Annotated in this window: 12 protein-coding genes; 8 read left to right on the forward strand and 4 right to left on the reverse strand. The window is 64.4% G+C overall.

The window, feature by feature from the left end; genetic code table 11:
- A partial coding sequence (locus ACREE8_RS06385; protein ID WP_431572147.1) for a tetratricopeptide repeat protein occupies nt 1-1,334 on the forward strand: 1,334 nt, incomplete at its 5' end.
- Between the two features lie 10 nt (nt 1,335-1,344).
- Here ACREE8_RS06385 and ACREE8_RS06390 read toward each other — a convergent pair.
- The 3 genes from ACREE8_RS06390 to ACREE8_RS06400 all read right to left on the reverse strand — a co-directional run bounded on the left by ACREE8_RS06390 (nt 1,345) and on the right by ACREE8_RS06400 (nt 4,469).
- A complete protein-coding gene (locus tag ACREE8_RS06390) occupies nt 1,345-1,629 on the reverse strand; it encodes a hypothetical protein (protein WP_431572148.1) in 285 nt (94 codons plus the stop codon).
- Nucleotides 1,630-1,683: 54 nt separating this feature from the next.
- Nucleotides 1,684-2,670: an MDR family oxidoreductase gene (locus ACREE8_RS06395; RefSeq protein WP_431572149.1), complete on the reverse strand. Its 987-nt coding sequence runs from the start codon at nt 2,668-2,670 to the stop codon at nt 1,684-1,686.
- Between the two features lie 464 nt (nt 2,671-3,134).
- A complete protein-coding gene (locus tag ACREE8_RS06400) occupies nt 3,135-4,469 on the reverse strand; it encodes a dihydroorotase (protein ID WP_431572150.1) in 1,335 nt (444 codons plus the stop codon).
- A 151-nt stretch (nt 4,470-4,620) separates the two neighbouring features.
- On the opposite strand from ACREE8_RS06400, the gene ACREE8_RS06405 reads away from it, so the two are divergent.
- The 7 genes from ACREE8_RS06405 to ACREE8_RS06435 all read left to right on the forward strand — a co-directional run bounded on the left by ACREE8_RS06405 (nt 4,621) and on the right by ACREE8_RS06435 (nt 13,185).
- Entirely contained in the window at nt 4,621-6,069 is a 1,449-nt protein-coding gene (locus ACREE8_RS06405; protein WP_431572151.1) for a mannose-1-phosphate guanylyltransferase/mannose-6-phosphate isomerase, read from the forward strand.
- Nucleotides 6,070-6,255: 186 nt separating this feature from the next.
- Nucleotides 6,256-7,647, forward strand: coding sequence for an aspartate aminotransferase family protein (locus ACREE8_RS06410; RefSeq protein ID WP_431572152.1), 1,392 nt, complete (start codon nt 6,256-6,258; stop codon nt 7,645-7,647).
- A gap of 397 nt (nt 7,648-8,044) precedes the next feature.
- On the forward strand, nt 8,045-9,139 hold the full coding sequence (locus ACREE8_RS06415) for an ABC transporter ATP-binding protein (protein WP_431572153.1): 1,095 nt from the start codon (nt 8,045-8,047) through the stop codon (nt 9,137-9,139).
- A gap of 113 nt (nt 9,140-9,252) precedes the next feature.
- On the forward strand, nt 9,253-10,320 hold the full coding sequence (locus ACREE8_RS06420; RefSeq protein WP_431572154.1) for an ABC transporter substrate-binding protein: 1,068 nt from the start codon (nt 9,253-9,255) through the stop codon (nt 10,318-10,320).
- 83 nt (nt 10,321-10,403) lie between these two features.
- A complete protein-coding gene (locus ACREE8_RS06425; protein ID WP_431572155.1) occupies nt 10,404-11,660 on the forward strand; it encodes an ABC transporter permease in 1,257 nt (418 codons plus the stop codon).
- An 11-nt stretch (nt 11,661-11,671) separates the two neighbouring features.
- Nucleotides 11,672-12,493 (forward strand): ABC transporter permease, encoded by an 822-nt coding sequence (locus tag ACREE8_RS06430; RefSeq protein ID WP_431572156.1) that lies wholly within the window; start codon nt 11,672-11,674, stop codon nt 12,491-12,493.
- 152 nt (nt 12,494-12,645) lie between these two features.
- Nucleotides 12,646-13,185, forward strand: a complete 540-nt coding sequence (locus tag ACREE8_RS06435) for a hypothetical protein (RefSeq protein ID WP_431572157.1) — start codon at nt 12,646-12,648, stop codon at nt 13,183-13,185.
- A gap of 141 nt (nt 13,186-13,326) precedes the next feature.
- Here ACREE8_RS06435 and ACREE8_RS06440 read toward each other — a convergent pair whose 3' ends face one another.
- Nucleotides 13,327-14,070 (reverse strand): SDR family NAD(P)-dependent oxidoreductase, encoded by a 744-nt coding sequence (locus ACREE8_RS06440; RefSeq protein WP_431572158.1) that lies wholly within the window; start codon nt 14,068-14,070, stop codon nt 13,327-13,329.
- Nucleotides 14,071-14,213 lie beyond the last annotated feature (143 nt).

Genomic DNA, 14,213 nt, shown 5'->3' on the forward strand with positions numbered 1-14,213 from the left:
TTCGCGGCAAGTTCGACTACACCTTCGACGATCTGGGCGAGCAGGCGCTCAAGAATATCGCGCAGCCGGTGAGGGTGTACCGGATCCGCCTGGGCGTTCCGGCCATCGCACCGGTCGCGAAGCCCGCCCTTGCCCTCCCCGACAAGCCCTCGATCGCCGTCCTCCCCTTCCAGAACATGAGCGGCGACCCGGAGCAGGACTATTTTGCCGACGGCATCGTCGAGGAGATCATCACCGGCCTCTCGCGGATGCGCTGGCTCTTCGTGATCGCGCGCAATTCGAGCTTCACCTACAAGGGCCGCGCCGTCGATGTGAAGCAGGTCGGGCGCGAGCTTGGCGTCCGTTATGTGCTCGAAGGAAGCCTGCGTAAATCCGGCAACAAGGTCCGAATCGCCGGCCAGTTGATCGACTGCGCCAACGGCGCTCACCTCTGGGCCGACCGCTTCGACGGCGCGCTCGAGGACATCTTCGACCTGCAGGACCAAGTGACGTCGAGCGTGGTCGGTGCGATCGCGCCCAAGCTGGAGCAGGCCGAGATTGATCGCGCCAAGCGCAAGCCAACCGAGAGCCTCGACGCTTACGACCACTATCTGCGCGGGTTAGCGGCTGTTCACCGCTGGAGCCGGGAAGCCAATATCGAGGCGCTCGCGTCCTTCGCGCGGGCCATCGAGCTCGATCCCGATTTTGCCTCGGCCTATGGCATGGCAGCCCGCTGCTATTCCCAACGGAAGGTCAGCAGCTGGGTCGTCGATCGCACTGCCGAGAAGGCCGAGGCGCAACGCTTGGCCGAACGTGCGGTGGAATTGGGCCGGGACGACGCCGTGGCGCTGGCGACGGCCGGGATCGCGCTCGATTATGTCGTCGGCGACTTTGACCGCGCCGTCGCCTTGATCGATCGCGCCTTGTCGCTCAATCCGAACTACGCCTGGGCGTGGCTCTTCAGCGCCTGGGCCAAGGTGCGCAACGGAGAGACGGAGATCGCGATCGATCACGTCAACCGTGCCAAGCGGCTCAGCCCCCACGACCCGCACGGCTTCATGATGCAGAGCTGCCTCGGTTGCGCGCATTATCTGGCCGGGCGCTATGAAGAAGCGCTGTCATGCGCCAAAGCGGGAACACAGGAGAGACCGGAAATCGCCCTCGCCACCTGCGTCATCGCGGCAGCCTCGGCGATGCTGGGGCGCAAGGCCGAAGCGCAAGCGGCGGTCACGCAGTTGATCCAGCGCCAGCCCGAGCTGCGCATTTCCAGTATCGGCATCTTGCTGGGCGCCTGGAAACCCGACGTCCTGCGAAAATGGCTCGAAGGACTGCGGGGAGCCGGCCTGCCGGAGTAAGCTCGCTCGCCTACATCCCCTGCCCGGATTGCGTGATGGTGACGCCCGGCACCTGCTGCGCCGGCATCTCGGGCAGCGGCGCGCCATAGTAGCCGATCATCCGGTTATATTCGCCCGGCAGCGGCTGGGCATAGCAATCGGGCTTGGCCAGCGTCTCGTAACAATAGATCGCGGGCGGCTCGACATAGGCGATCACATCGGGCCGGCTGGGCTGGCACATGCTGAAGGCCGAAGCGGTGCCGGCGAGCACCAGCATCGACATCACCTTCGAGCGCCGGGATCCCGTATTAACCATATTTGGCCCACCCTCTCGCCCCTCCTATCGACCGGAGATCTGGCGAAGGAGGACCTACTTCCTCACATCCACGACGACGCGACCGCGCACCTTGCCGGCCAGGATGTCGGCGCCCAGCTTCGGCAGATCGGCCAGGGTCGCCTTCTGGATCATGGCGTCGATCTTGTCCGCCGGCAAATCGCTTGCAAGCCGCGCCCAGGCCTCCTTGCGGCGATCCATCGGGCACATCACCGTGTCGATGCCGAGCAGATTGACCCCGCGCAGCAGGAACGGAATGACCGTGGTCTCGAGCTTGGTCCCGCCGGCGAGCCCGCAAGCCGCAGCCCCACACCCATATTTGAGATTGGCCAGCACGTTCGCGAGCGTGCTGCCGCCGACCGCGTCGACGCAGCCGGCCCAGCGCTCGCTGTCCATCGGCTTGCCCGACGGCGTCGCGATGCTGGCGCGATCGATGATCTCGGCCGCGCCCAGCGACTTCAGATAGTCATGTGTCTCGGCGCGACCCGTCGAGGCCACGACCTTGTAGCCGAGCTTGGCCAGCACCGCGACCGCGACGCTGCCGACGCCGCCCGCGGCCCCCGTCACCAGCACCTCGCCCTTGTCGGGCTTGAGGCCATGCATCTCGAGCGCGATGATTCCCAGCATCGAGGCATAGCCCGCCGTGCCGATCGCCATGGCGCGCTCGGGCGTCAGCCCCTTCGGCAGCGGGATCAGCCAGTCGCCCTTGACCCGCGCCTTCTCGGCATAACCGCCCCAATGAATCTCCCCTACGCGCCAGCCATTGAGCATGACCTTGTCGCCCGCCTTCCAGGCCGGATGGCTCGAGCTTTCCACCGTGCCGACGAGATCCACGCCGCCCACATGCGGATAGGTTCGCACCAGGCGCCCCAACCCGCCCAGCACCAGCCCGTCCTTGTAGTTGAGCGTGCTGAACTCGACCGCGACCGTCACGTCGCCCTGCGGCAACGCCGACTCCTCGAGCGATTTGATGCTGGCGGAAACCTTCCCGTCTTTCTCTTCGAGCAGCAGGGCTTTGAACATGGAAATGCGATCGCTCCTGATGGAATGCGGATGATCCCGCACCGATCCGGCGCGGTCGAGGTCAGACTCTGAGGGTGCGGGCGGGCTTCGTCAATCGGGCGGCCTTTCGGTCCGGCAGCTAGCTTGAGCCTCGCATCTTGATGTATCCGGGAAGACTACTTATGCCACCGGGAACATTGAGCTCTTGACCGATACTCAAGTGGGGGCACGTTTCATAAGCATGCTTGGTTTCAAACAGGACATATCCATTTGCATCACATAGTGCCCCAGGGAACCGCTCCAATGTGTGATACCAAGTGCCCCTAGTACTCTAGTACTATAGAGCGCGTGTTGCGCGCCGATATTCCACTCCTTGTTCAGCAAACGGCCGTCTGGTCGTCCCATGCAGGCCTCCATAGTTTGCGTGCTTGTACTTCGATAGCGTTTACTAGGTCGTCAGAGCCTCCGCAAATAGACAGCAAGAATCAGCTGGGCAGGCACTCCGCGAACCGCACCGGCTGGCCGATGGGCCGTCCGATCAGCTCGTCCTCGCGCATCACGATATGGCCGCGCACGATCGTGGCCTTGGGCCAGCCCGTCACGGACCGGCCGTCGAACGGCGTCCAGCCGCAGCGCGTGGCCTGCTGCTTGGATTCGATGGTCCGCTTCGCCTTGAGGTCGACGATCGAGAGATCGGCATCGTAGCCGACGGCGATGCGGCCCTTGCCGGCGACATTGTAGATCCGGGCGGGGCCGGCACTGGTGAGATCGACCAGTCGCTCCAGCGTCAACCGCCCCGCATTCATATGATCCAGCATCAGCGGCAGCAGCGTCTGCACGCCCGGCATGCCCGACGGGCTCTGCGGATAGGGCCTTGCCTTCTCGTCCTTGGTATGGGGGGCGTGATCCGAGCCGATCACGTCGACGATGCCGTCGCGCACCGCCTGCCACAGCGCCTCGCGGTGGCGCATCTCGCGGATCGGCGGGTTCATCTGCGCGAAGGTCCCGAGCTCGCGATAGCAGTCGGGAGCTGCCAGCGTCAGATGCTGCGGCGTCACCTCCATGGTGACGAGATCCTTGTTGGCGGCGAGGATAGGAACCTCTTCCGCCGTGGTCACATGCAGGATATGGACGCGGCGCTTGGCCTGGCGCGCGAGCCGCATCACGCGCTGCGTCGCGCGGGTCGCCGTCTCCACATCGCGCCAGACCGGATGCATCACCGGATCGGCACCGTCCTTCACCAGCGCATGGCGCTCGCGCAGGCGATATTCGTCCTCGGCATGGATCGCGACCCGCCGCGTGCCGTTGCGCAATGCCTTCAGCAGCGTCTCGTCGTCGGCGACCAGCAGCGTGCCCGTGGAACTCCCCATGAAGATCTTGACGCCCGAAGCGCCCGGCAGCCTTTCGAGCTCGCCGAGCTTCTCGGCATTCTCTCCCGTGGCGCCGACGAAGAAGGCGACATCGCACCAGACGCGGCCCTCGGCCAGGCTCAGCTTCTCTGCCAGCGCCTCGGCCGTGGCGGTGTTGGGATTGGTATTGGGCATCTCGAAGATCGCCGTGACCCCGCCCAGCGCCGCACCCGCCGTGCCGGTCGCGAGATCTTCCTTGTGGGTCAGGCCCGGCTCGCGGAAATGCACCTGGCTGTCGATCACGCCCGGGAGCACGTGCAAACCCTTGGCATCGAGCAGTGTGTCGGCCGGCTGATCGATCCGCCCGATCGCGGCGATCTTCCCATCCGTGATCGCAATATCGGCCTCGACAAGCCCAGAGGGCGTCATCGCCAGGCCGCCTTTGACAATCAGATCGAAACGCTCTGCCACAGTTTTGTCTCCCTGCCCGTCACGCGAACATCTCTACCAGTTTGTCAGAATCGGCGCATCCGGAAGGCATCGCCGGCTTCCTGGCCTGCTTATGGACACCCGGCGTGTGCCTGCGGACAAGGGCTCTGTTAACCCCAGCGAGATTGGCGTCATGAACGAATTGCGTTACTACTCGAACACGATGCAGGTACGCCCCGTGATCCTGTCGGGCGGCGCCGGGACGCGGCTCTGGCCCCTCTCGCGCGCCACCTATCCCAAGCAGCTCATGCCGCTGCTCTCAGAGGAGAGCCTGCTGCAGGCGACCGCACGGCGCGTGGCGCCGGCCCATGGATTCCTGCCGCCCTTCGTCGTCTGCAATGCCGAACACCGCTTCATGGTGGCCGAGCAGCTGCGCAGCATCGAGGTGGCGCCCGAGGCCATCCTCCTGGAGCCGCTGGCCCGCAATACGGCACCGGCCGCCGCCGCCGCGGCCCTGGCCGCCGAGGCCATCGACCCGGAATCCGTCCTCCTGCTGCTGCCCTCGGACCACCATGTGGCCGACCCGGAGAGTTTCCGCGCCGCGATCGCCACGGCCCTGCCCGCGGCCCTCGCCGGCTTTCTCGTGACGTTCGGCATCACGCCCAACAAGCCCGAGACCGGCTATGGCTATATCCGCCTGGGCGCCGACCTCGAGGAAGCGCCGGGCTGCCGGCGGGTCGCCCGGTTCGTCGAGAAGCCCGACCTGCCGACCGCCCGGGCCTACCTCACCGCTGGCGACCATGTCTGGAATGGCGGCATGGTGCTGTTCCAGGCGCGCCGGCTGATCGAAGAGCTGGAGCATTACGAGCCGGCCATGCTGGCCGCCGTGCGGGCCTCGCTCGGCGCCGCCGAGCGCGATCTCGACTTTACCCGGCTGAACGAGCCGGAATTCGCCAAGGCCATCTCGAAATCGATCGACTATGCCGTGCTCGAGCGCACCGCCATGGCAGCGGTGGTGCCCTGCGACATGGGCTGGTCCGATGTCGGTTCCTGGGACAGCCTCTGGGAAGCGGCCGACAAGGACGCCGAGGGTAATGCGATCATCGGTGACGTGGTCGCCGTCGGGGTCCGCGACAGCTATCTGCGCGCCGAGAGCCGCCTCCTGGCGGTCCAGGGCCTGACCGGTGTGGTCGCCGTCGAGACGCCGGACGCCGTTCTGGTTCTGGCCCGCGACAAGGCCCAGGATCTGCGTTCCATCGTCGCCGCCCTCGACCAGAAGGGCCGTCACGAACATCTGCGCCACCGCAAGGTCTTCCGGCCCTGGGGCTCCTATGAGCAGGTCGATGCCGGCGACCGTTTCCAGGTGAAGCGCCTGATCGTCCGGCCGGGTGGCAAGCTCTCCCTGCAGCGCCATGCCCAGCGCGCCGAGCACTGGGTGGTCGTTCGCGGTATCGCCCGGGTGACGCGCGATGGTCAGCTCTTCGACCTGGTGGCGAACCAGTCGGCCTATATCCCCCTGGGCGCCGCCCACCGGTTGGAGAACCCGGGCGAGGAACCCCTTCATATCATCGAGGTCCAGTCGGGCGGCTATCTGGGGGAGGACGATATCGTCCGCCTGGAGGATGTCTACGGCCGGCGTTGATCGCCGCGATTCCTCGCGGACCCGCTTGTCACCCTGACATTTGCGCCGGTCGGGCGGCGGCTTTGACTTGGCCCCGGGCAACCGGAATAGTGGTCGCCTCGGCTGCGCCTCCGATTCTGGAGATCGCTGGCGCCCAAGCCCATCAACGATGTTTCACAGTCGCCCTCCGCTGGAGGTGGGCATCTCATGAATCAGATCAAGCCGAACTCATTGGCCGCGCGCGACGTCGCCTATCACCTGCATGGCTATACCAATGCGGTGCGCCAAGAACAGGAAGGCCCGCTCATCATGACCGAGGGCAAGGGCATCTATGTCTATGACGAAAACGGCAAAGCCTATATCGAAGGCATGGCCGGCCTCTGGTGCACGTCGCTGGGGTTTGGCGAGGAGCGCCTGGTCGACGCCGCCATCAGGCAGATGAAGAAGCTGCCCTACTACCATACCTTCAGCCAGAAGACCTCGTCGGTGACCGTCGAACTCGCCGAGAAGCTGATCGGCATCGCGCCGGTGCCGATGTCGAAGGTCTATTTCGCCAGTTCCGGCTCCGAGGCCAACGATACCGTCATCAAGATGGTCTGGTACTACAACAACGCGCTCGGCCGGACGAAGAAGAAGAAGATCATCTCGCGCCAGAAGGGCTATCACGGTGTCACCGTCGCATCCGCCAGCTTGACCGGGCTTCCCAACAATCATCGCGACTTCGATCTGCCGATCGCCAACATACTCCACACCGACTGTCCGCATTACTATCGCTACGGGCAAGAGAGCGAAACCGAGGCGCAGTTCGCCCAGCGCATGGCTGACAGCCTCGAGAAGCTCATCCTCAGCGAGGGCCCCGACACGATCGCGGCCTTCATCGCCGAGCCGGTCATGGGTGCGGGTGGAGTCATCGTTCCGCCCGCCGGCTATTTCGATCTGATCCAGCGGGTCCTGCGGAAACACGACATCCTCTTCATCGCCGACGAAGTGATCTGCGGCTTCGGGCGCACGGGCAATATGTTCGGAAGCCAGACCTACAAGATGACTCCCGACATCGTGACCGTCGCCAAGGCTCTGTCGTCTTCCTACCTGCCGATCTCAGCGGTAATGATCAACGAGAAGGTCTACGCCGTCCTTCGCGACAACAGCGGCAAGATCGGCGTCTTCGGCCATGGCTACACCTATTCTGGCAACCCCGTCTGTGCCGCCGTCGCGCTCGAGACCCTGAAGATCTATGAGGAACGCAACATCGTGGATCAGGTCCGCCGCGTCGCCCCCACCTTCCAACGCGAGATGCGGCGCTTCGCCGATCATCCGCTGGTGGGCGAGGTGCGCGGCGTCGGTCTCATCGGCGCCATCGAACTGGTGAAGAACAAACAGACCAGGGAGTCCTTTGCGCCGCAGCAAGGTATTGCGGCCCAGACGAGCAAGTTCTGCCAGGAACTGGGCCTCATCACCCGCGGAATGGCGGACGGCATGGCCTTCTGTCCGCCGCTGATCATCACTGAGGCTGAAATCGAGGAAATGTTCCGGCGCTTTGCCAAGGGCCTCGACGCGACCTGGGCCTGGGTCCGCGAGCAAGGTCTCGTCGCCGCCTGAGCCTGATACCAATCGGTCGGCGGTTCGGCGGCGCGGCCCAAGGCGTGGCCATGCCCGCCCCCGGCGTCCGGTTCGGTCGGAGGACGGCGTAACCCGCTATTCCGGTTTCCCGTCAAACCTGTCCGGAACGTCAGCGGCTCACCCGCACACCTGCCTCCTCTTCGGGCAGGGCTGCGCGCAAAGGCGGCAACGGGGCTGCCCTATCCGTCCATGGCCGGTCCCGGGCGGGGCAGCAAGACCCTTTTCCCTGGCCAGCCTTGTTATTGCGAAACAAATGACTCCCAATTGCAGGAATCGTACCGTAGCATTTCGCACCGCACCCGAATGCGGCCGGCGACCTGTCGGCCTCGTATAAAGAAGTGCGGAAACAAGGATCTGGGAGTGATGCGGTCTGGTAATGAGCAAGCGACAGGATAATTACGTCAGCTTCAAGGACGTCCAGAAGAGCTATGACGGCGAGACGCTGGTCGTCAAAAACCTGAACATGGATATCGCCCAGGGCGAGTTCTTGACGATGCTCGGCCCCTCGGGCTCCGGCAAGACCACCACCCTGCTGATGCTGGCCGGCTTCGAGGTTCCGACCAACGGCCGTATCATTCTGGACGGCCAGCCGATCGACAACATGCCGCCGCACAAGCGGAACATCGGCATGGTGTTCCAGAATTACGCCCTCTTCCCCCACATGACCGTCGAAGAAAACCTCGCCTTCCCCTTGCAGGTTCGCAAGATCGGGAAGGCCGAGATCGAGACCCGCATCAAGCGGGCCCTCGACATGGTGCAGCTCGGCATCTATGGCAAACGCCGCCCCGCCCAGCTCTCGGGCGGCCAGCAGCAGCGCGTCGCCGTGGCCCGGGCGCTGGTTTTCGATCCCAAGCTCGTCCTGATGGACGAGCCGCTGGGCGCCCTCGACAAGCAGCTGCGCGAGCAGATGCAGTTCGAGGTCAAGCATCTGCATGACCGCCTCGGCATCACGATCGTCTATGTGACGCACGATCAGAGCGAAGCGCTCACCATGTCCAACCGGATCGCCGTCTTCAATGACGGCATCATCCAGCAGCTGGCGACGCCCGACGATCTCTATGAGCGCCCGCTGAACGCCTTCGTGGCGCAGTTCATCGGCGAGAACAACAAGATCCGCGGCCGGATCAAGGCCACCAACGGCACGACCTGCCAGGTCGAGATCGAAGGCGGCGGCACGGTCCAGGCGACCCCCGTCAAGATCGACGGCGTCGGTTCGCCGACCGTGCTCTCGCTGCGGCCCGAGCGCGTCCGGGTCAATCCACCCACCGGTACGATGCCCAATCTCTTCACCGCCAAGGTCGAGGAGCTGATCTATCTGGGCGACCATATCCGCACCCGGGTGACGGTGTGCGGGAACAGCGATTTCGTGATCAAGGTGCCGAATTCCGAAGGCGCCCATCAGTTCGAGCCGGGCGCCACCATCGCGGTCGGCTGGAAAGCGGAGGATTGTCGGGCGCTCGACGCGCACTGACAGACGAGCTCTCGAGCCCGCGCCGATCGATGGATGGACCCAGGCGCGGTCTTATGGAGCGGTTTCAACCGCCGGCAAAAAAACACCGGCATTTCGCAGGGAGTGCAGTAGAAATGAAGACCCGCATGTTGATGACGAGCGCTCTCGTCATGGCCGGCGTCGCGGCTTTGGCCCTGACGCTGACCAAGCCTGCCGCGGCCGAGGACAAGGCGTTGACCGTCGTGTCCTGGGGCGGCGCCTACCAGGCCAGCCAGCAAGAGGCCTATATCAAGCCGTTCGCCAAGGCGACCGGGACCAAGATCACGGAAGAGGAATATAACGGCGAGATCGCCAAGATCCGCGCCATGGTCGAAGCCAACGCCGTGACCTGGGACGTCGTGGATTTGGACACCCAGACCGCGCTTGCAGCCTGCGCCGAGGGCATCCTCGAGCCGATCGACTACGCCAAGGTCGGCGTCGACAAGTCGAAGATGATCGGTGGCAACCAGTTCGACTGCGCCGTTCCGACAATCCTCTACTCGACCATCTTCGCCTACGATGCCGACAAGCTGAAGGACGGGCCGAAGACGGTCGCCGACCTGTTCGACCTGAAGAAGTTCCCGGGCAAGCGCGCCCTCCAGAAGAACCCATTCATCAATCTCGAATGGGCGCTGATGGCGGACGGCGTGGCGACCAAGGACCTCTACACGGTGCTGAACACGCCCGAGGGTGTGGACCGCGCCTTCAAGAAGCTCGACACCATCAAGAAGGACGTCGTGTGGTGGGAAGCCGGCGCCCAGACGCCCCAGCTCCTGGCCGACGGCCAGGTGGTGATGGGCTCGACCTGGAACGGCCGCATCTACAACGCGATCAAGAACGACCATAAGAATTTCGTGATCGTGTGGGACGGCCAGGCGCCGGACTATGATCTGTGGGGGATTCCGAAAGGCAGCCCCCGTACGGATCTCGCCTATCAGTTCATCGCTTTCGCGACCAAGGCGGAGAATCAGGCCAACCAGACCAACTACATCTCCTACGGTCCGGCCAACACCGAAGCCACGCCGATGATCAAGCCGGATGTGCTGAAGGATCTGCCGTCCGCGCCGGACAACATGAAGAACGCCATCACCGTCGACCCGCAGTTCTGGGCCGACAAGGGTGAGGAACTGCGCGAGCGCTTCAACGCCTGGCTCGCTCAGTAACTTCGTTCGTCGGGGAAGGAGCCTCCGGGCTCCTTCCCCGCCTGTTTTCTATGCCCGCCTGTTTTCTATGAGTCACTGATCTCATGGTCGCGACGACGGCACCCGACATCGTACGCACGGCCGACGGCGTTCCGCTCAAGCAGAAACTGCAGCGCGTGGAGCGGTCGCGCCGGTTGAAGGCCTTGGGCCTCGTCCTGCCGCTGCTTCTTTTCATCGTGATGTCGTTCGTGGTGCCGATCGCCACCATGCTCCGCAATGCCATCGACGATCCCGAGGACATCAGCCGGGTTCTGCCGACGACGATGCAGGGGCTGCAGAGCTGGGATGGCCAGGGCCTTCCCGACGAAACGACTTTTGCGGCCTTCGCGGCCGATCTGAAGCAGGCCCAGAAGGACAAGACCGCGGCCCTCGTCGGCAAACGGCTGAACTACGAGATTTCCGGCATCCGCAGCAAGGTCATCGCCACCGCGCGCAAGGCCGAGAAGCTGGAAGCGGGTCCTTTCAAGGAAGCCATCATCGCGATGGACCCGGTCTGGGGCGAGCGCGATGCCTGGGCCGCCATCAAGCGCGCCGACAGCCCCTGGACCCTGAATTACTTGCTGGCGGCCCTGGACCTGGAGCGCAATGCCGACAACGCGATCGAGAGAGTGCCTCAGGATCACCGCATCTATGTGACGGTGTTCCTGCGCACCTTCTGGATCGCCTTCCAGGTCACGCTGGCAACGCTGATCCTGGGATTTCCCGTTGCCTATCTTCTGGCGACGCTGCCGACGCGCTATTCGAACCTGCTGATGATCTTCGTGCTGCTGCCCTTCTGGACCTCGCTCCTGGTGCGCACGACCGCCTGGTTCGTCCTGCTGCAGGACAACGGCATCATCAACGACACGATCCAGTTCCTGCATCTCTCCGATGGCCCGCTGCGGCTGATCTTCAGCCGCTTCGGCACGATCATCGCCATGACTCACATTCAGCTGCCCTTCACGCTGCTGCCCATCTACAGCGTGATGAAGACGATCTCGCCCACCCATGTCCGGGCGGCGCGCTCGCTGGGTGCCGGTCCGTTCTATGCCTTCTGGCGGGTCTATTTCCCGCAGACCATCCCGGGCATGGCCGCCGGCTGCCTGCTCACCTTCATCCTGTCCCTGGGCTATTACATCACCCCGGCGCTGGTTGGCGGGGCCACCGACCAGATGGTGAGCAACCTGGTCGCGACCGCGATCAACCAGGAGAACAATTGGGGCAAGGCTTCGGCCCTGGGCGCCATCCTGCTGTTCGCGACGCTGATTCTCTTCTCGGTCTATAACCGTCTCGTCGGCGTCGACAAGATGAAGTTCGGGTGATCCTGATGCCGATGCCAGCTTACGCAACGACCCCGGAACGCGCCTGGTTCTTCGCCCACCGGGTGATTGTGGCCGCCATCCTGGTGTTCCTGATCGCGCCGATCCTCGTGATCATGCCGCTCTCCTTCAACTCGGAGCCCTATTTCAGCTACCCGATGCCGGGCCTGTCCTTGCGCTGGTACGAGGACTTCTTCACCAACGTCCGTTGGACCTCGGCGCTGAAGATGAGCATCATCGTCGCGGTGTCCGTCACGCTGGTGTCGACGGCACTCGGCACCCTTGCGGCGCTGGGACTGAGCCGTCCGCGCTTCCCGGCGCGCGGCCTCATCATGAGCCTGCTGATCTCGCCGATCGTCGTGCCGGTGATCATCTCGGCCGTCGGCATGTATTTCTTCTATACGCGCGTCGGCCTCACCAACAGCATCCCCGGCATCGTGCTGGCCCATACGGCACTGGCGACACCCTTCGTCGTCATCACCGTGACGGCGACCCTCTCGGGCTTCGATCAGACCCTGACCCGCGCCGCCGCTAGCCTCGGCTCCAATCCGGTCCATTCCTTCTTCAAGATCACATTACCTCTGATTCTCCCGGGCGTGATCTCCGGCGGGCTCTTCGCCTTCGTCACCTCGTTCGACGAGGTGGTGGTGGTGCTCTTCATCGCCAGCCCCGAGCAGCGCACCTTGCCCAAGCAGATGTTCAGCGGCATCCGCGAGATGATCAGCCCGACCATCACCGCCGCGGCAACCTTGCTGATTGTCTTTGCGGTCGCGATGCTGACCACGGTCGAGCTTCTGCGCCGGCGCTCCGAACGTTTGCGCGGCATCCGGAACTGAGGCGCCCGCCTTCTTTCATTGTCATCCTCGGACCGGCCGCAGGCCGGATCCGGGGATCCAGCCCTGGCGGCCCCTGGATCGCCGGATCAAGTCCGGCGATGACAACAAAGAGGCGTCTGGCCTAGAGTCCCGGCCGTCCGGAACCCATCCCCATGAATCGCGATAACAGCCTCATTCCCAGCGAAGCCGTCCGTCTCGCGGCTTTGGGCAGCCTGTGGCAGGGCCCCAAGCGCTATGCCGATCTGGCGACGGAAGTCCGTCATTTCACCGGGCGTATCGTCGGTCCGTCGCTGGAATTGCTGGGGCCGTCGCTCGAGGTGCTGCGGCTCGAGGGGCTGATCGACGCCGAGCCCGGCAGCGGCCAGGGCGCCTCGGCGCTCATGGCGCTCACCGAAGCCGGCCGGCAGGAGCTCCAGCGCCTCATGACCGCGAGCCTGCGGGGGCCCCTGGGCGAGATCAACAAGCTCTTCGTCGCGCTCAAGATGCGCTTCATCGATGCGCTGACGCCGGAAGAGCGGCGCCTGCAGGCCGACCTCCTCGCCGAGATCTGCGAGCAGGAGCTGGCACGCCTCAACGATCTGCGCGCGCACCACGCCGGCGAACCCGGCCACTTGCTCGACTGGCTCGACCACGACATCGCCCAGACCGAATCCCGCCTCGCCTGGTTCCGCGCGCTGCGGGAGCGGTTGTAGGGCGCGCGAGCCGCCTTCTCGGTATCATCTCCTCCCCCGTCTTCGGGGAGGACTAAGGAGGGGGATGACGCGATGTCGGCGACCGAGCAGCCCCCTCCCTTCCCTCCCCCGAAGACGGGAGAGGGGATAATTCGGAAGTCTCTAAAACAAATGCTGTCCGCCCGTGACGAAGATCTCTGTCCCCGTCACATAGGAGAAATCCTCGGTGCAGAGCCGGAACACGGCCGAGGCGACCTCGGAGGGCAGCCCCATCCGATGCATCGGGATGCGCGGGATCAGCGCCTCATATTCCGGCCCGATCATCGCGGTCTCGATCTCGCCGGGCGCCACCGCATTGACCCGCACGCCGAGGCTTGCGAACTCGACCGCCATCTCGCGTGTCAGGGCTGAGAGCGCCGCCTTCGATGTCGAATAGGCCGAACCGGCGAAGGGGTGGATCGCATGGCCCGCGATCGAGGTGATGTTGACGATCGAGCCCCGGCCCTTATGCAGCGCCTTGGCGAAGCCGCGGGCGAGGCGCAGCGGCACGAACAGATTGAGCTCGAACACCTCGCGCCAGCCCTCGATATCGCCATTGAGGCAGCCCAACCGCTCCTTGAACGGCGTCTTGGGCGAGATCGCGGCATTGTTGATCAGCGCCGTCAGCGATCCTGCGTCGCCCAGCAGCGCGTTCGCCTCGGCGACGAAGCGCTCGAGGTCGTCCGAATCGGCCAGGTCGGCGGTGATATGCTTCGCCCAGTTCGGATCGCGCTTGCATTCCTCGGGCGGCGCCTCGCGGCTGCAGGTGATCATGCGCCAGCCTTCCTGGCTGAAGCGCTTGACGGTGGCGTGGCCGATGCCGCGGCTGGCACCGGTCAGGATCATGGTCTTGCGGTCCTCGGTCATGAAGGCATTCTAGCGGCTTCCCGCTTTCTGATCTCCGCCCCCGCTTGCGGCTAGGGCATATACACATCTTTTCGGCCTGTGCCGATCGATGGGAAAAGACGAGTCATTTCAAAGCGCGTGTGAAGAGGACGTCTGAGTCCGTT

This window comes from Hypericibacter sp. (assembly GCF_050729195.1).
Taxonomy (GTDB): domain Bacteria; phylum Pseudomonadota; class Alphaproteobacteria; order Dongiales; family Dongiaceae; genus Hypericibacter.